The sequence below is a fragment of the Cohnella ginsengisoli genome (assembly GCF_029525555.1).
GTDB classification, from domain to species: Bacteria; Bacillota; Bacilli; order Paenibacillales; family Paenibacillaceae; genus Cohnella; species Cohnella ginsengisoli.
In genome coordinates this window covers 446,095-462,619 of record NZ_JAPDHZ010000008.1, presented here as the reverse complement: position 1 = coordinate 462,619, position 16,525 = coordinate 446,095, and the positions used below count along the sequence as shown (strand labels likewise).

General features: G+C 56.5%; 16 protein-coding genes and 1 pseudogene. 8 read left to right on the top strand and 9 right to left on the bottom strand.

What is annotated here, in order from left to right:
* Nucleotides 1-231: 231 nt before the first annotated feature.
* From OMP38_RS36510 to OMP38_RS32895, 8 genes and pseudogenes are all read right to left on the bottom strand, one after another.
* Nucleotides 232-306: pseudogene (locus OMP38_RS36510) on the bottom strand (transposase); the annotation flags it as partial.
* Between the two features lie 17 nt (nucleotides 307-323).
* Nucleotides 324-653, bottom strand: coding sequence for a hypothetical protein (locus tag OMP38_RS32920; RefSeq protein WP_277568803.1), 330 nt, complete (start codon nucleotides 651-653; stop codon nucleotides 324-326).
* Between the two features lie 218 nt (nucleotides 654-871).
* Nucleotides 872-1,822 carry a DMT family transporter gene (locus OMP38_RS32915; protein ID WP_277568802.1) on the bottom strand — a complete coding sequence of 317 codons (951 nt, stop codon included), beginning with the start codon at nucleotides 1,820-1,822 and terminating at the stop codon, nucleotides 872-874.
* A 235-nt stretch (nucleotides 1,823-2,057) separates the two neighbouring features.
* A complete protein-coding gene (locus OMP38_RS32910; protein ID WP_277568801.1) occupies nucleotides 2,058-2,450 on the bottom strand; it encodes a carboxymuconolactone decarboxylase family protein in 393 nt (130 codons plus the stop codon).
* Nucleotides 2,451-2,468: 18 nt separating this feature from the next.
* Nucleotides 2,469-3,671, bottom strand: coding sequence for a thiamine pyrophosphate-binding protein (locus OMP38_RS32905; protein ID WP_338130727.1), 1,203 nt, complete (start codon nucleotides 3,669-3,671; stop codon nucleotides 2,469-2,471).
* A gap of 8 nt (nucleotides 3,672-3,679) precedes the next feature.
* Nucleotides 3,680-4,117 carry a thiamine pyrophosphate-binding protein gene (locus OMP38_RS35365; RefSeq protein WP_338130726.1) on the bottom strand — a complete coding sequence of 146 codons (438 nt, stop codon included), beginning with the start codon at nucleotides 4,115-4,117 and terminating at the stop codon, nucleotides 3,680-3,682.
* A 4-nt stretch (nucleotides 4,118-4,121) separates the two neighbouring features.
* Nucleotides 4,122-5,777, bottom strand: coding sequence for an EAL domain-containing protein (locus tag OMP38_RS32900; RefSeq protein WP_277569029.1), 1,656 nt, complete (start codon nucleotides 5,775-5,777; stop codon nucleotides 4,122-4,124).
* A 52-nt stretch (nucleotides 5,778-5,829) separates the two neighbouring features.
* Nucleotides 5,830-6,300: a hypothetical protein gene (locus tag OMP38_RS32895; protein WP_277568800.1), complete on the bottom strand. Its 471-nt coding sequence runs from the start codon at nucleotides 6,298-6,300 to the stop codon at nucleotides 5,830-5,832.
* 337 nt (nucleotides 6,301-6,637) lie between these two features.
* On the opposite strand from OMP38_RS32895, the gene OMP38_RS32890 reads away from it, so the two are divergent.
* Nucleotides 6,638-7,534, top strand: a complete 897-nt coding sequence (locus tag OMP38_RS32890) for a diacylglycerol/lipid kinase family protein (RefSeq protein WP_338130725.1) — start codon at nucleotides 6,638-6,640, stop codon at nucleotides 7,532-7,534.
* 25 nt (nucleotides 7,535-7,559) lie between these two features.
* On the opposite strand, the gene OMP38_RS32885 is transcribed toward OMP38_RS32890, so the two are convergent.
* On the bottom strand, nucleotides 7,560-7,925 hold the full coding sequence (locus OMP38_RS32885) for a winged helix-turn-helix transcriptional regulator (protein WP_277568799.1): 366 nt from the start codon (nucleotides 7,923-7,925) through the stop codon (nucleotides 7,560-7,562).
* A 138-nt stretch (nucleotides 7,926-8,063) separates the two neighbouring features.
* Between OMP38_RS32885 and OMP38_RS32880 the strand changes: the two genes are divergently transcribed.
* From OMP38_RS32880 to OMP38_RS32850, 7 genes are all read left to right on the top strand, one after another.
* A complete protein-coding gene (locus OMP38_RS32880; RefSeq protein WP_277568798.1) occupies nucleotides 8,064-8,792 on the top strand; it encodes an NAD(P)-dependent oxidoreductase in 729 nt (242 codons plus the stop codon).
* A gap of 20 nt (nucleotides 8,793-8,812) precedes the next feature.
* Nucleotides 8,813-9,262, top strand: coding sequence for a DUF2269 family protein (locus OMP38_RS32875; RefSeq protein ID WP_277568797.1), 450 nt, complete (start codon nucleotides 8,813-8,815; stop codon nucleotides 9,260-9,262).
* A 769-nt stretch (nucleotides 9,263-10,031) separates the two neighbouring features.
* Nucleotides 10,032-10,430: a MerR family transcriptional regulator gene (locus OMP38_RS32870; RefSeq protein WP_277568796.1), complete on the top strand. Its 399-nt coding sequence runs from the start codon at nucleotides 10,032-10,034 to the stop codon at nucleotides 10,428-10,430.
* 191 nt (nucleotides 10,431-10,621) lie between these two features.
* Nucleotides 10,622-13,066: a glycoside hydrolase family 38 N-terminal domain-containing protein gene (locus OMP38_RS32865; protein ID WP_277568795.1), complete on the top strand. Its 2,445-nt coding sequence runs from the start codon at nucleotides 10,622-10,624 to the stop codon at nucleotides 13,064-13,066.
* 83 nt (nucleotides 13,067-13,149) lie between these two features.
* The gene (locus OMP38_RS32860; RefSeq protein ID WP_277568794.1) at nucleotides 13,150-14,073 is read left to right on the top strand and encodes a response regulator; all 924 of its coding nucleotides are present in this window, start codon (nucleotides 13,150-13,152) and stop codon (nucleotides 14,071-14,073) included.
* A complete protein-coding gene (locus OMP38_RS32855; RefSeq protein WP_277568793.1) occupies nucleotides 14,070-14,702 on the top strand; it encodes a helix-turn-helix transcriptional regulator in 633 nt (210 codons plus the stop codon). The genes OMP38_RS32860 and OMP38_RS32855 overlap by 4 nt, the downstream gene beginning before the upstream one ends.
* A 98-nt stretch (nucleotides 14,703-14,800) precedes the next feature.
* Nucleotides 14,801-16,507, top strand: coding sequence for an extracellular solute-binding protein (locus OMP38_RS32850; protein ID WP_277568792.1), 1,707 nt, complete (start codon nucleotides 14,801-14,803; stop codon nucleotides 16,505-16,507).
* Nucleotides 16,508-16,525 lie beyond the last annotated feature (18 nt).

Here is a 16,525-nt window from a genome sequence, read left to right as displayed (position 1 = left end):
TTTATTTCCCCGATAGAACCGTAAAGGAGAACCTTAAGCGTTGGTTGCTAAGCGCCGAACTTCGGTCTATGGCATGGGGTTTTTAAGCGTTTGCTATACCATGTTTGTTCGCCCTTCTTGGCGATTTCAAAGACAATGTCGGTATCCGTCCACTCGCTCTTATGCTTTACGAAGTTGAAGTAGTTTTCTACAATGTGCCAAGCGATCTTTTGGCCTGGAACGAGTTCGGTAGACCTCGAGGCTTACCTCGTCCAAGCCTCGAGTCAAATATCGTCGGAATCCTCGGTTGCTTTTAATCTGCCCAAATGCGTGTAGGTTATGGGTTAGTCTCCAATCCGCACAATTCTGCGGTAAAAGGTATAATCGCCGCCGATATCGGCTTTATAGTCCGCCTCCGCCGATTCTCCCATATAGGACTGCCGGTAATAAGCTTGGAGCCTCGCCAACATCTCGCGAATTTGCCCGCGATCCTCCCACTTGATCGGAGGCGGCTTAAGCTCGCTGCCCGATTCAGCTCCAGTATCATCGATCTGTCGTTCATCGAACGACATGATCCAGCCCGGCAACAGCTCGACACGCTCGGGGTTACCGCCAACGAACTCGATTTCGACGCCAAACCGGAGTTCCTTCCAATCCATCAGCGCAGGTCTCATCTTGCTCTTCCTCTCTTTTTTTTAGTCCGATGATGCAAGACTCAAAAAAGAAAGGAGGCGGAGCACGGGCTTAGCGGGGTACTTTTTTCCGAAGCACGATGATTCCTCCAATCGGAATTTTGTATGATATGGAAATTATATGGAGCGAACCGCGAGATAGCAAGCCATGCGCACCGCCGGACAAACAAAATCAGCGGTCGGCATAAGCGCCGATTCGCCTATATCGATGAGCCTTCCGCCCCTTCGAAAAACGGTACCATTCGGGCAGCGCGACGCCGATCAGCACGACGGCCACGCCTAACCACTGCCATCCGCTGACTTGCTCGCGAAGTACGGTCGCGGACATAAGCACGGCCACCGGAAGCTCGATCGCCCCCAAGATTCCGGCCATCCCCCCCGCCGATATGAGGAGCGCCGAACGCGAACAGGACGGGCGGGATGAACGCGCCGAAGAAGCCGAGCAGCAAGCCGATCAGGAGCAGCGGGCTCCAGATCGATCCGTTAAAGAGGAACGTCGGCGGGAACAAGATGCAGAGCAGAATGAAGCCGCCGGTCACCATCCAAGCGCTTCGGTAAGCGGGATGCGCCGTCGGCACGACCTTGCCGCTAAACAGGACGAACAGCGAGTAGCTCACCGCCGACATGAGGCCCAATGCGATGCCCCAGGCATTGACCCGGCTAAGCCCCTGCTCCAGGAATCCCGCAGCGACCAGCGTGCCGCCGAACAAGATCAGAAGCGTAAGAAGCGTTACCTTATCGGGCCGCTGGCGCTTGATTAGAGCCTGAATCAGCACGCTTATCCATGTGAATTGAAACAACAGGATAATCGCGAGCGATGCGGGAATATACCGGAGCGATTGATAATAAACCAGCCCCGTGACGACAGTGGGCGTGCCCGCAATCATCAGAATGAGGCGCTGCTTCCACTTGAGCCGCGGGAAAACCCGAGTCATGCCTGCTGCCCCTTGCTCATGTCCTTCCTTGCGAGCGTTAAGGCGCCGCTTGAATCCGATATAGATGACGAGCAGCCACGATAGGATGACGCCCGTTAAAAGCTGGCTGCCCACGACTTCGCCCAGCCGATAGCCCCGCCCGTATGCCAAGACCACGATCGTCGATAAGATGCCGTAGCTCATCGCTCCCGCGAGAACGGCCGCATAATATTTCATGGCTTCAATAACTCCCTTTCAACGATTTGAACGCAAAAAAATCCTAACCCCGTCGCCGGAAACAAGCGTTAAGCTTGTCTCGTGGCTTCGTAGTTAGGAAGTTTAGGCTCCTGTAGAGACCCTCGCCCTGTGTCTTGCATCTGCCTGCGAGGTTATACGAATGGAATCTAGTATAAATCGTTAACGCTGGTATGGCAATAAAAAAAGGATGACGGCTGGCGTCATCCTTCGGGCGTCACCCTTCTTCGTATGTAATTCCCTGCTCATCGAACACTTTCATGACCACGAACATGGCATCCAGCGTCTTGGGGAAGCCCGCATAGGAGACGCAGTGCATGACGGCCTCTACAATCTCGTTTGGCGTAAGCCCGACATTCAGAGCCCCTTTAATATGAAAATCAAGCTGACTGGCAGCTCCCGAAGCAAGCATAGCCGCTATGGTAAGCAGGCTTCTTTGTTTCAAATCCAGGCCTGGCCGGGCATAAAGCGAGCCGTAAGGGAACTCGACGATCAGCTTGGCCATATCCGGACTGAATTGTTCCATTCGTTTAACCGTGGCGTTCAACGTCTCTTCGCTGACCATCTTTTTTAAAACTTCGATTCCTTTATCGTGACGATTCGTGTCCATATGCGTCCTCCGTAAGCTTTAATCTAAGCTAAGCAGTCTGGTCAGAATCGGCGGGATTTCTTGCGGATCCACCATGACCTCGATGACCGTTGCCGTATGGGACTGCAAGGCGGACTGAACCGCGCGCTCGACTTCTGTTCCGGTGTGGCAACGATAGGCCAATGCGCCCATGGATTGGGCAAACAAGCTGACATCCAGCGGCCGCTCATAGACAGCGCCGACGGAGCGCCCCGTGTTGTAGGACATTCCCTTATCCACCATATCCAGACGACCGTTATTCAGGACGAAGAAAATAACCGGAATGCCATGGTTAACGGCCGTCGAGATCTCGGTGCCGTGCATCATGATGCAGCCGTCGCCGGTCACGCAGACGACAGGGCGGTCGGGCATGGCGATTTTGGCCCCGATCGAATAGCCGATGGCCGCGCCCATGGCGATGAACACCTCATCGAAGAAGAACGTCCCGGGCTCGATAATTTCGAAATTTTGTACGGCATGGAAGGAGTGGCTCCCCGCATCCCCGAACAAAACCGCGTCCTTCGGAAGCACGGACCGCAAGCTCCGGAACGCCGTTCCCGCCGATAACGCGGATTCCGTGCCGGAGGCGGCCGCTGCCGCCGCTTCGGCCCGGGATGCAAACGCTTCGTGCGCTTTGGACGATGCGCCGCTTTGCAAAATGAGCTGCGTCAGGTTGGAGTGAATATCGCCAAGGACCAATTGCGTCGGTACTTGAATGGTTTTGCCCGCGAACTTAAGGTCGTACTCGAATTGCAAAACCTTCTCCGGCTCCATGTCGGCCGTAAATCCGGACAGGGACATGTCGCACAGCTTGCTGCCGACGACGATCATCAGGTCAATGCCGGACTTCAGGTATTCCGTCGCATGCTTGGATCCGCCGAGACCATACCCGCCCAAATATAAGGGATGATTGGTGGGAAATGCCCCTTTTCCGCCAGGCGTGGTCATGACGGGAATGCCCCAGTGCTCGGCAATCGTCCGCAATTGGGGATAGGTCTCCGACATGACGGCGCCTTTGCCCAAGAAGAGGACCGGCTTCTTCGCATCGTTGATCAGCGCTAGGGCCTTATCGATATCGCGCGATACGACAGGCGAAATGTGGTCCGGCAAAGGCAGGTAGAAGGACTCCACCTCCTCCATCAGCACATCGAACGGGATGCAAAGATGAACGGGACCCTTTTCGCCCGTGTAGGCTTTTTCCAAAGCATGCTTCAGGTACAGGTGAAGAAGATCCCCCCCCGCTCGATGCGAGCGCTGAACAAGGTGACGGGTTCGAACATCTTAACCAGATCCGCGCCGAATTGGCTTGAGTCTTGACTTAAAGCGCGTCCGGTTTCTTGCATCGACGGCTGTCCGGTGATGAACAATACAGGCACCTGGAACTCCTTGGCCTGCCCCGCTGCCGTGATCAGGTTCGTGCCTCCCGGTCCGGAAGTGCCGATCGCGATCCCCATCGTTTTTTTCGCCAGCGCATAGCCCGACGCTTCAAATCCGCTGCCGGCCTCGTGCCGCCCCAGCACGTATTCAATGCCATAACGCTCGAGCTCCAGCATGAGCGGGGAAATGGACTTTCCAGGGATGCCGAATACGTGCGTAATTCCCCAATTTTTAAAATGTTCGACCAGCAGGGTATACACTCTCTTTTTCATCGAATCACCTTTGCGAATTGGTTTTGATTTCCGCCGACTTCATCAACAGCTGCTCGAGTTGTTCGGCAGGTAAAGGTTGGTGATAATAAAAACCTTGTACTTCATGGCAATTCTGACTGCGCAGGAAATCCAACTGATCCTTGGTTTCTACGCCTTCTGCGATCGCATCGATCCCAAGCTTGTAGGCCATCGCGATGATCGTAGCTACGATGTCCGCGTCGTTCGAATCCGTCATGATGTCCCTGACAAAGGATCGGTCGATCTTCAGCCGGTCGATCGAAAACAATTTTAAATAGTAAAGGTTGCTATAGCCCGTTCCGAAGTCGTCGATGCAAAGATGGATGCCAAGCTCCTTCAGTTTTCCGAGCACCTCGATCGCGACATCCACGTTCATCGTCATCGACTCGGTAATCTCGAGCTCCAGGTATTGGGGATCCATGCGGGTCTCGCGCAAGATCTCTTCGATGGTCTCGACCAAGTCATGCTTTGAAAATTGGCGAGAAGAGAGATTGACCGATACGCTCATCGGCGCTAATCCTTTTTCTCTCCATACTTGATTTTGAAGACAGGCGGTTTTCAGCACCCATTCTCCTAGCGGGACGATAATTCCCGTTTCTTCGGCGATCGGAATGAACTTCGCCGGCGGGATTAAGCCGAGCGTCGGGTGATTCCAGCGAACGAGCGCCTCGGTACCGATGATATCCCCTGTCATAATGTCGATTTGGGGCTGGTAATACACCACGAATTCATTCAGCTGCAACGCTTTGCGGATCGAATTCTCCAAGGTCAGCCGCTCGATGCCGCCGCTGTTCGGGTTAGGCTTAAAGACGTTGTAGTTGTTCTTTCCGTCGTCCTTCATCCGGTAAAGGGCGATGTCGGCGTTTTTCATCAGCATCTCGACATTCGTCCCGTCTTGCGGATAGAAGGCAATGCCGATGCTGGCCGTGATGTAGAACTCGTAGCCGTCCACCGCAAAGGGTTTCTCGAACGCTTGAATGATTTGCTCCGCAACGCGAATGGCTTCCGTATGGTCCGTAATATCCTGCAAGAGGATCGTGAACTCGTCCCCGCCCATCCTGGATACCAGTTGATCCGAAGCGTGGCAGCAAGTTTTCAGACGCTCGGCAACGAGCTTTAACAACGCGTCCCCGTTGTTATGACCCAGCGTGTCATTAATTTTCTTGAAGCTGTCCAGATCGAGAAACATGACGGCAAAGATACTGTTTTCGTTCACGCCGTGTCTCAGCAATTGGTCGATATGCCCGGTGAAAAATCTCCGGTTCGGCAAGCCGGTCAAGTCATCATGGTAGGCTAAATAATTGATTTGCTTTTCCGTGTGATAGCGCTCGGTAATGTCTCTAAACTGCGCAAATGCACCCATGACCTGCATATTCTCGTCGAGAATAGGGAAGGCATCGAACAGGCAGACCAGGTCGCCTTGTCCCGTCTGCGGACACAGCATGAATTCCATATCTTCGTAGTCTTTTCCGGTTAGAAGGACCTCTTTAATGAAGTCGTTTATCTTGGCATCCGGAATAGGCCCGTTAATGACGTCCTGCTTCTTGGAACCGGTTAAAATCTCGGCAAACTCGTTGAACTCGGTGATATTCCCGTCCCGGTCCGTAATGATGATGCCGTTTCTCGTAGTCTCGATGACCACCTGATTCAATATATGCAATCGTCTATTTTGCTTTTTCAGCAGCAGTTCTCTTTCAATCGAGTCTACGACCGTGCATAGCATCGCCAGTAAAAAAGGGGTTATGCTGATCGATCGTCGTCATGATCGTGATGGTGCCGAGCAAATTAGAGATGTCTGTATATTGGAAGGGTACGGAATAGCAGGCGGAGGACCCTAAAAATTCATAATAATGCTCGTCGCCGACAAGCTGGATAGGCTGAAGATGATCCAAAACCAGATTAATGCTGTTGGTTCCCGCTTCGTGTTCGTTGAAGACGAGGCCGACCTTAATGCCCGATTGCTGAACCACGCTCTTGATCGCTTCATCCCCGGCCATTTCCAGAATGCAGCCATTCTCGTCGGAAATGAGGATCAGAAGCGGAAGCCCTTTCATAAGCTCCAACATTCGATGGACGAAAAAGTCGATAACGGACAATATTTCTTCGTATTCGGCCCGTTTTAAATTCAGATCGACTTCGGATAAAAAGTTAGTAAAGGTGGGCATTCCCCGCGGATCTATACCTAGTCTTTCACATCTCTTTTTTAGACTCCGAGATCAAGGATACTTTCGTCAAAGCAATCCCCCTACTCTACCAAGAAAAAGTGCAATAAAATTCGCTTAAATGAAGAGAATCCCCGGTATATATCGATTCTAATTTCATTATGACGACGCTTAAAGTTTTTTGTCAATTTATTTCTTGCTAGATTCTGGATAAAGGAGGAAATGCGAAGAGCGTCGGCTTTTGGCGCGCGGCGGCTTATCTCTTGCCGACCTACATTCCTTCAAGATCGGGTAAGTACGAAAGTAATGGCATCCGTTATGGAAAAGGGGAGAACGAGTTATGAAGCAGGCGACTATTATTATGAATCCTTCGTCGGGGAAGGAAGAAGCGCCTTCCTTCGTGGAGAGCGCCGCAGGGCTGCTGCGCGCGCAGGGCTACGAGGTGCTGGTGAAGGAAACGGCGGCGGAGCTGGACGCGACCCGCTTCTGCGCGGAGGCGTGCGCGGCGAAGCGCGAGCTGGTCGTGTCCATCGGCGGGGACGGCACGCTGCACGAGACGATCAACGGATTCGAGCAGCAGGCGCATCGGCCGCGGCTTGGCATCGTCCCGCTCGGCACGGTGAATGACTTCGCGCGGGCGCTGCATATCCCGCTGGATCCGTCGGCGGCCATCGCCGCGCTCGCGTCGTCCCGGACGCGCCGGGTCGACGTCGGCCGGTTGAACGGGCGGCTGTTCGCCAATGTCGCGGCCGCCGGCCCGCTCGCCGAGACGCTGTCGGCCGTCACGTCGGAGGACAAATCCCGCTTCGGCGCGCTGGCCTACTTCAAGGAAGGCGTGAAGGATCTCCTGGGCCGCTCCGGGCATCCGCTCGTCATCCGTTACGACGGAGCGGTCTGGGAGGGGGAGTCGCCGCTGTTCATCGCCGCGCTGACGAACTCGGTGGGCGGCTTCGAGCGGCTGGCGCCGGACGCCGCCGTCGACGACGGCCTCATTCACGGCTTCATCGTCAAGGATATGGGCTTCATCCGGACGTTTACGGCGGGCCTGTCGCTGCTGCGGGGCCATCTGCAGGATCACAAGAACGTCGTCTACTTCACGGCCAAAAGCGTGTCGGTGAGCTCCCCCGAAACCCGTCGGCACGAACGTGGACGGCGAGGAAGGACCGCCGCTGCCGCTCGAGCTAGACATTTTGCCGCGTCATATCGACGTGGTCGTGCCCGAGCCGGCCCGATATGAATAAAACAACGCGCAGCGGGATGCGCTAAACATTGGCTATGGCCTGGGCAGCCGGCCTCAAGCTTAACCTGTTATGCGTTTCGCCCCACGCGCACATCGTCTCTAGCACCGGCACCATCGTTTTCCCATAATCGCTTAGCATGTACTCCACTTTTGGAGGAACCGAAGGATAAATCGTCCGCGTCACCAGCTTGTCGGCTTCCAGCTCCCTCAAGTGCTGCGCGAGCATCTTCTGGGTCACTTCGGGAATCAGCTTCTCCAGCTCGCTGAATCGTCTGGTGGACTCCAGCAGGTGCCACAGGATCAAAGGCTTCCACTTCCCGCCCAACAAATGAATCACCGTTTCGATGGGGCATTTCCTCTCCGCCGCTGTCTCTGCGTTCGTTTCCATGCCAACCCTCCTCAGCCATGCTTACTTTCGAGTAAGTGCCCTACAAAAAAAGTGGGTTCTTACCAAGATTTTATGTCCCATGGTAGGCTGGAGTCAATTCGATGGGAAAATCATTAATGGAAAAAAGGGAGCTGGAAAATGAAGATCATTGTTTTCGGAGCGACGGGAAACATGGGGAGAAGGGTGCTGGCGCAAGGCGTCCGAATGGGACATGAAATGACCGCCTTCGTGCGCAGTCCGGAAAAGCTGCATGAGCAGCAGGGCGATCAGATCGCCGAGCGAGTGAAGGTGATCGGGCAGGACATCATAGACCCGGACAGTGTCTTTGCGGCTTTGGCGCATCAAGACGTTGCGGTGCTCGCTGCCGGTCACGCGGGCCAGGGAGAGGAATTCGTTGGCATCGTTGACAACATCGTCAGCCAATGCGAGCGTCAACCGCTCTTTTCGGGACGCGTATGGATGATGGGAGGCGCCGGACTGCTCGATATTCCGCACACCGACCTCATCGGCAACGATCTGCCGGGCTTTCCGCCGGCTTTCCAATACCACAACCGGAATTTGGAGCGCCTGCGGCGGACCGGGTTGGACTGGTCGGTTATGTGTCCGGGAACGATGGTCGAAGCGAAGGCGGATGCGCCGCAGGTTCATATGCGCGTAACGACTGAAATCTTGCCGCTCGCGCTTCCCGAGACGATCCGGGAGCTGTCCGAAGCCGAACTGGCGGGGCTCTTGTTCAGCCGGCTTCAAGAACTGGACGTCTCCTATGAGGATGTCGCGAATTGTATGCTCAACCATCTGGAGCTTGCTGGTCCGTATAAAGGAAAAAGGTTGGGTCTCGCTTATCGAAACGAGGAGCCGGTTCGTTAATCGGGGAAGGGGGTGATCGCATGTACGAGATGCTGCTTGTTTTGCATATTTTCGCTGCGGTCGCGGTGATCGGTTCGGCCTTCTTCATGCCTGTCATCCGCAGATCGGCTAAAAACGCCGCCCAGCTTCGCTTTGTTTTCGATGCGACGACTACGGTTGCCTGGATTTCTAAAATCGGCGCCGCGGTACTCGTGCTGACCGGTATTTGGCTTATGGTTAATGCCGAGGTGGGATTCTCTCAGATGTGGCTGAACCTCTCCATCCTATTGTCGCTGAGCTTGGCCGTCACGATCGGCGGACTGATCGAACCGCGCGTCAAACGGATCGCTCGAATCGCGTCGGAAAGCCAAGGTCAAGAATTATCCGCCGAGGCCGGGCTAGCGATGCGGAAGCTCGTTCCCTGGGAGACGACTGCCCAACTGCTGAGCCTGGCCGTAACCGTGCTGATGGTCGTTAAGCCGATGTTCTGAACTGTTGCCTGGCAACGGGGATCCAACTAGAGACGATGCGGGGCCATCTTTAAGGATGGCCCTGTACTTGCCGTTCACGGAGGGATTTAGCGATCCAGCCCGCTCGTGATGCTCGCTATGCTTGCTTGAATGCTCTCTTTTAAAAAAGGACTTCACTTCCTCATTTCCGGTCAGTTGCAGCAGGACCGGTTTTTCTTCATGGCTTGCGATGACTGAAAAGGTTAAGAACGGACAGCAGATCCGCTCCATGCTTACCCATTCATTGACGAGCCGCAGCGTTTCCGCATCTCCGGGAAACTGATGTTGAAGGCCGTTTTCCAGCTCGGAAATCCGGATCCTTCTTGTCTCCAGCGCTTCCCAAATTCTTTTATAAGCCGTGCGCTGCTCCTTCGTAAAAACGGAATGACTGCAAGCGATAGGCAGTTCTATTTTTATCGCGTTCACGCTCCTCTCGTGCTGCAGGAATTGCAATGACATCCTGTATTCATACAAGAGGAGCCGATCGCTTTTCTCCTTTGATAGATCACGACGCCCGCTGCTATGAGTAGGACCGCGAGGCCCGCAAGGACGAAGGGGCTTAAAAAGAAGGAGGAAACTCCTAGAGCCGCTAAGCCTCCAATCAGCGGCAAGGCGCAGCACAAAGCGCATGCCCCTATGAGTCCAAGACCGGCAAGCCAACTCCCGTTCTTCATATACATCACCCTCCAAGGTAAGTTATGATGCTAATCATAAAACTTAAAGTTAACTTTAAGTCAAGGGAGTTGGAGTCATGGCTGCTGAACTGAGCATCGGTCAACTGGCCGAATTGTCCAAGACCAGCGCATCTACGCTGCGTTACTATGAATCCGTGGGGCTGCTTCCTGCTCCAGCGCGTAAAAGCGGCCAACGCCGCTATGACGAAAGTCTATTAGATCGCATCAACTTTATAAAAGTCGCGCAGCAAACGGGATTTAGCATTCAGGAAATGTCGATCTTGCTAGAGGGCTTCGGGCCGGGCGATTCGCTATCTGACCGGTGGGAGCAGATGGCCAAGCAAAAACGCGACGAGCTCGAAGCTCGCAAAAAACAGCTCAACTCGATGATCCGGATCCTGGACAGCGGATTAAGCTGCAAATGCCTGAGTTGGTCGGAGTGCAAGGATAAGATCGAAAACGAAGGTTCGTGCTAGGGAAGAAAACGTAAATGCCTTTGGGTCCGCGAAGCGCTTGCGCTTATCGGCTTGCTCTCCATTCGATCCTTTTCCTCCGTCAGCCGCGGATAGCGAAAAAATGTGATATGAATCGCAAAAATGTGAACTTTCCCGCCCGTTCCTCACGAGGCTATACTGGTCGCAAGACAGGATACGTTAGGGGAGAACGCATGCAAAGCGCGACGAGAAAGTGGAAAATATACGTCATTCACCATTCGCATACGGACATCGGCTATACGGAAAGACAGGAAAAAATCGAGCAGTATCACGTGGACTTTATCCGGCAGGCGCTCGCCGTCAGCGAAGCCTCCCATACGGCCGAGCATCCCGAGTGGAAGGGCTTCAAGTGGACCTGCGAGACGTTCTGGGCCGTCGAGAAATTCCTCGAAGAGGCGACGGATGGGGAAAAGGACCGCTTCGCGAATGCCCTGCGCAGGGGCGATATCGAGCTGTCCGGCACGTACTTGAACATGACGGAGCTGATCGGCTACGAGCTCCTCTCGGACATGGTCGCGAGAGCCGGCAAGTTCGCCGAGCCGCTCGGCCTGCGCGTCCGGTCCGCGATGACGGCGGACATCAACGGCTATAGCTGGGGCTACTCGCAAGCGATGGCGGACGCCGGCATCGAGCATCTGCTGAGCTGCATCCATACGCACCACGGCATGTTCGCGATCGGGCGCAAGCAGTTCCCTTTCTACTGGGAGACGCCCAAGGGCGACCGCCTGCTCGTGTGGAGCGGCGAGCACTATATGATGGGCAATGACCTGGGGATCAACCCCGACGGGACGCTCTCCTATTCCGTCCGGGACGAGACGCCGATCTGGGGAATCGCGGAGGACCACTGGAAGATCGCGGAGACGAGGATCGCCCGGTATTTGGCCCAACTGGAGAAGGAGGACTACCCGTACGACTTCGCGCTGGTCAACGTCATGGGCCTGCTGCGCGACAACGCCGCGCCGAACGGCCGCATCATGAGCTTCATCCAGGAGTGGAACGCGAAGCACGGCGACCGGATCGAGATCGAGATGACGACGCTGAACCGCTACTTCGACCTGGTGAAGGAGCAGGACGCGCCGATCCCGGTCTACAGAGGCGATTGGCCGGATTGGTGGTCCGACGGCGTCGCCTCCACCGCCATGCATACCCAGATCTTCCGCGGCGCGCAGCGCGCGTTGTCCGTCGTCAAGAAGCTTGACCCAGATAGACTAAGCGTCAAGCAAGAAGAGATCGAGGAAGCGCAGCGGCAATTAATCATGTACGCCGAGCATACGTGGGGCTATCACTCCTCGATCTCCGAGCCGTGGCACCCGATGGTGCAGGAGCTGGGCGTCCGCAAGGAGGCGTATGCGGCCAATGCGAGCCGCCTGGTCCAGCGTTCGCTCGACCGCGTGCTGCGGGATCGCGGGGACGTGCTGCTGCGGGCGGGCCGCGCGTTCACCTATCAAGTCGTCAACCCGTTCGACGAGCCGATCGAGGATTTGGCATATTTCTACCTGGAAGAGCAGTGGGAAGCCGACTATTATAGAAACGGCCTGGAAGTGATTGAGGAACAAACGGGCGAGCTCGTGCCGCATCAGCAGGAAAAAGTGAGCCGGGGCTACCAGATCGCGATCATGGCCAAGCTCGGCGCGCGGGAAGAGAAGCGCTACGTCATTCGCGAGGCTTCGGCGCAGCCCCAAGGGCGCACGACGAGCAGCACGCGCCTCGTCGGTGCGGACCGGATACACGATATTCAGGATATGGTACCGCTGGCCGGTAGCGCCGATCAAGCGGCCGCGACCGAGAACGGCATCGAGACGCCTCATATGCGGATCGCGTGGCGAAGCGGAGCGGGAATCGTCTCCTGGATCGACAAGGGGACGGGCAGGGAGCTCATCGATCCGAACCAGGCGCATCCCGCCTTCACGCCCGTATACGAAGTGACCGCAGGCGAGCACGGCGACCAGATGACGGTCCGCCGGATCATGGGCCGCAACCGCAAGGGCATGAACGTCAAGCGCTCCGCGGGCACGCTGACCGGCGTCAGGTCGATCGCGGACGGCCCGCTGTACGCGATCGTGGAGCTGCGCTACGAGGTCGAAGGGATGAGCCACTACTCGCTGTTCCTGAAGGTGTACAAGGATCAGGCGCGCGCCGACGTCTCCGTGCGCATGCACAAGACGAGCGTGTGGGAGCCGGAGAACGTCTACGTGTCCCTGCCCTTCCTGCGGAAGGACGGCGGCGAGCTGTGGTTCGACAAGGCGGGAGCAGCCGTAAGGCCGGGCATCGACCAGATCCCGGGCACGCTGACCGACTTCTACTGCATCCAGGACGGACTGGCGCTGGTGTCGCCGTCCGGCGGACTTGCGATCGCGACGCCGGATACGCCGCTGATGCAGACCGGACCGCTCGCGTTCGGCGAGCGCAAGGTGCAGGGACAAGCGCGGGACGAGGCGCCCACTTTGTACGCGTGGGTGCTGACGAATTACTGGGAGACCAACTTCAAGGCGACGCTGGGCGGATTTTACGAATTCCGCTACACGCTGCAGTGGGGCGGGGCGCTGAATTCGGCGGAGCGAGCCCTGCGCGTCAATCGCAGCGTAAATGCGGGTACCGTGGCGTTTAGAAGCGTATAATTTTTGATATCATGAGAAGGGCGGCGTCTCTCTGCGGAGAGAAGCCCTTTTTGTGCTTATGCCGCCGGGAAGGAGCGAATCGCATGCGACGCCTGTTAATCGTGGACGACGAACGGATCGAGAGAGAGGGCCTGCGGAACCTGGTTCGCAGCTGCAAGCTGGAGCTCGAGACGGTGACGGCGGAGAATGGGGAGAAGGCTCTCGATATCGTGCGGAACGAACCGGTCGATATCGTGCTCACGGATATTAAGATGCCGTTCATGGACGGCTTGGAGCTGTCGGAGAAAATCAGGGAAGAGAAGCCGGACATCGAAATCATTATTTACAGCGCTTTCAATGAGTTCGAATATGCCAGGCGGGCGCTTCGCACGAACGTAGCGAACTATCTGCTCAAGCCGATTCAAGTGCCGGAGTTTCTCTCCGCGATGCGCGAGGCGATCGCCGCCTGCGAGGAAAAAGAGGCGGGCCGCATGCGCGAGCTGCAGCTGCTGGAGGGCTACGAACGCGGAATTGCCTACGAGCGGGAAAAAATGCTGCTTGACGCGATCAACGCGCCGCGAAGCGGCAGGCTTCCCGCATCCCCTCCTTCGCGGGGCGCTTCCGGGACGCCGGAAGCGATTCATCTGCTGCTCGTGGAATGCCCGAACCATTTTTTCGATATGCATAACGACGCGTTTGTCGCGATGCTTCAGGCGTGCGTGACCGAAGCGTTCGATTATTTGAACGTGAACGAAAGCCAGAGCCTCGTCTTCGTCCGCCGCCCGGTCCCGCTGTCCATAGAGGCGCTCCGGCTGCTGGCCGAGACGATCGCCCTCGAGGCCTTCGAACGCTTCGGCCAGAAGGTGAGCATCGTCGTCGGCGCGGCCGCCGACGGCTGGGAGCATGTGCACGAAGCCTACGGCAGCATCGAGCGGCTGCTGGAATACCGTTTTTTTTATGGACGACAGGCAGATCCTGTTTTCCGAAGCGCAATTCTCCGAAGCCCCCCTTCAACGAGACCGAATTGAACGCGTTGGTGGACAAGCTGTACCAGTGCCTGTCGTACCAGGATTTGCAGGGGGCCAAATACGGGATCGAGCTGCTGTTTTCTTATTTGAAAACGAAAGGGCAGTTGTCGTCGCTCTATACCAAATTCCTCTGCTCGGAGATTTTGTCCAAGGCTTTGGCGAAGGAGCACAAGAGCCGCCTGCCCGTCATGAACGAGTACCTGGACAAAATATCCCGCTGCGCTTCCCTGCACGACCTGAAACAGGTCATGTTCGACATTTTCGATCTCGTCGAAGCGGGCTCCGTCTCCGGGGCCAAAGCCGAATCCGCGAACAAGATCATCGAACAGATCAAGCAGCTCGTCGGGGAAAATTACGACCAGGACCTCTCCCTGGAAGGCCTGGCGAACCAGGTGTATCTGACGCCGAGCTACTTGAGCTACCTGTTCAAGAAGGAGACCGGGCAAAGCCTGATCCGATACATCACGCAGGTGCGGATGGAGAAGGCAGCCGAGCTGCTGCAGGATACGAACATCAAGATCGTGGACATTTGCCGCATGCTGGGGTACCGAAGCTCCAACTATTTCATCCAGTCTTTCCGGCAATATTACGGCGTGACCCCGGCCAAATACAGGGAGGCAACTCCGTAAAAAAACCTGTTCAAATCATAAATTTGTGAGATGGAAGGCGTTTTCACGATACTGCTATGATGAATAGGCAAACAAGTTCATTCGATGGAGGTAGGGGCATGCATACAAAAAAATCGACCCTCTTGCTCTGCTCGACGCTGGTGCTGGGCATGACGGCTTGCAGCAACGGCGGCGGCAACAATGGCGGCGACGGCGGCAAGGGCGCCGCAAGCGCTTCGCCAAGCGCGTCGTCAAGCGCCTCGCAGCAGGCAGCCGCATCCGGCGCCGGCGCATCCGAAGACGCTTCGTTCGGCAAGTACGACGAGACGGTCACGGTGTCGCTGGGCAGACAGGGCGTATCCGGCAACAACCTGCCTTCCGGCGATACGCTGGAGAGCAATCAATATTTGAAGTACGTCGAGGATCGTCTCAACGTGAAGATCAAATACGATTTTTCGGTCGAGGATCTCGATGCCTACAATCAAAAGGTGACCCTGGCCATCGCGAGCAACAACATCCCGGACATCATGGTCGTCGACGAGCAGCAGTTCCAACGGATGGCCAAGGCGGGCATGCTGGCGGATCTGACCGACATCTACGATAAGTACGCGTCGCCGCTCATCAAAGAGTACTACGGCTCTTATACCGGCGACCGCGTGCTGAACACCGGGCGGATCGGCGGCAAGCTCTACGCGCTGCCCAACACGAATATCGACGGCAACTTCCAGCTGCTCTGGATGCGCAAGGACTGGCTCGAGCATCTGAACCTGGAACTGCCGAAGACCGTGGACGACCTCAAGTCCATCATTCAGGCGTTCGTCCAGAAGGACCCGGACGGCAACGGCCAGGCGGATACGGTCGGTCTGCTCGGCGACACGTCGATCGTGACCGACGGCGGCTTCTTCACCTTCGATCCGATCTTCAACGCCTACCATAGCTACCCGAAGAGCTGGTTCCAGGATGCCGACGGCAATGTCGTGTACGGCTCCACGACGCCGGAGACGAAGCAGGCGCTCGGCGTGCTGCGGGAGATGTACGCGCAAGGCCTGATCGACAAGGAGTTCCTGACGCGGAAATGGGAGGACAACGCCGGTCTCGTATCCAGCGGCCGCGCGGGCATCCTGTTCGCGCCATGGTTCGCCGGCTGGGCGATGTCCGACGCGGTCAAGGCGAATCCGAAGGCGGACTGGGTGCCGCTCGCGGTGCCGCTCGACGACGCCGGCAAGCGCAATATCGTGCCGTCGGTCCCTTCGGGCTCGTTCCTGGTCGTCAAGAAGCAGGCGAAGAACCCCGAGGCCGCGATCAAAATCTTGAACGTAGAATATGAAGGCATCCGCCTGATCGACCCTGCCTCGCAAGAGCTTTATAAAGGCCTCGGCGTAGGCTGGCTGAACTATCCGCTGAACCTGCAGCTGGACTTCCAGGATTCGCTGGCGCGGGACGTGCCGATCTATGACAAGGTCGTACAGGACAAGGACAAGACCGGCCTGCCGGCGCGCATCCTGCCCCGCGTCGAGTCGGTGCTGAAGAACCAGGAGAATCCGAAGCAGGACATGGCGGCTTACGCCGATTCGCTGGCTTTCTATACAGCGGCGGCCGTCACCGGCGCCAAGGAACTGAACAAGGTGGAGCCCGCGTACTACGGCAAGACCGAGACGATGCTCAAGCGCGGCGCCAACCTGGATAAGCTGGAGAACGAGACGTTCCTGAAGATCATCACCGGCACGTCGCCGCTGGACGAATTCGACAGCTTCGTCTCCACGTGGAAGTCCATCGGCGGCAACGAAGTCGCCAAGGAGATCAAGGAGGCGCTTCAGGCAAAGTAATCGCGCTCGCTAAACGTG

Bases quoted from the DNA above. Each gene is read 5' to 3' on its own strand.
- OMP38_RS32920 (WP_277568803.1), bottom strand. From the start codon at position 653: ATGAGACCTGCGCTGATGGATTGGAAGGAACTCCGGTTTGGCGTCGAA.
- OMP38_RS32915 (WP_277568802.1), bottom strand. From the start codon at position 1,822: ATGAAATATTATGCGGCCGTTCTCGCGGGAGCGATGAGCTACGGCATC.
- OMP38_RS32910 (WP_277568801.1), bottom strand. From the start codon at position 2,450: ATGGACACGAATCGTCACGATAAAGGAATCGAAGTTTTAAAAAAGATG.
- OMP38_RS35365 (WP_338130726.1), bottom strand. From the start codon at position 4,117: ATGAAAAAGAGAGTGTATACCCTGCTGGTCGAACATTTTAAAAATTGG.
- OMP38_RS32895 (WP_277568800.1), bottom strand. From the start codon at position 6,300: ATGCCCACCTTTACTAACTTTTTATCCGAAGTCGATCTGAATTTAAAA.
- OMP38_RS32890 (WP_338130725.1), top strand. From the start codon at position 6,638: ATGAAGCAGGCGACTATTATTATGAATCCTTCGTCGGGGAAGGAAGAA.
- OMP38_RS32885 (WP_277568799.1), bottom strand. From the start codon at position 7,925: ATGGAAACGAACGCAGAGACAGCGGCGGAGAGGAAATGCCCCATCGAA.
- OMP38_RS32880 (WP_277568798.1), top strand. From the start codon at position 8,064: ATGAAGATCATTGTTTTCGGAGCGACGGGAAACATGGGGAGAAGGGTG.
- OMP38_RS32875 (WP_277568797.1), top strand. From the start codon at position 8,813: ATGTACGAGATGCTGCTTGTTTTGCATATTTTCGCTGCGGTCGCGGTG.
- OMP38_RS32870 (WP_277568796.1), top strand. From the start codon at position 10,032: ATGGCTGCTGAACTGAGCATCGGTCAACTGGCCGAATTGTCCAAGACC.
- OMP38_RS32865 (WP_277568795.1), top strand. From the start codon at position 10,622: ATGCAAAGCGCGACGAGAAAGTGGAAAATATACGTCATTCACCATTCG.
- OMP38_RS32860 (WP_277568794.1), top strand. From the start codon at position 13,150: ATGCGACGCCTGTTAATCGTGGACGACGAACGGATCGAGAGAGAGGGC.
- OMP38_RS32850 (WP_277568792.1), top strand. From the start codon at position 14,801: ATGCATACAAAAAAATCGACCCTCTTGCTCTGCTCGACGCTGGTGCTG.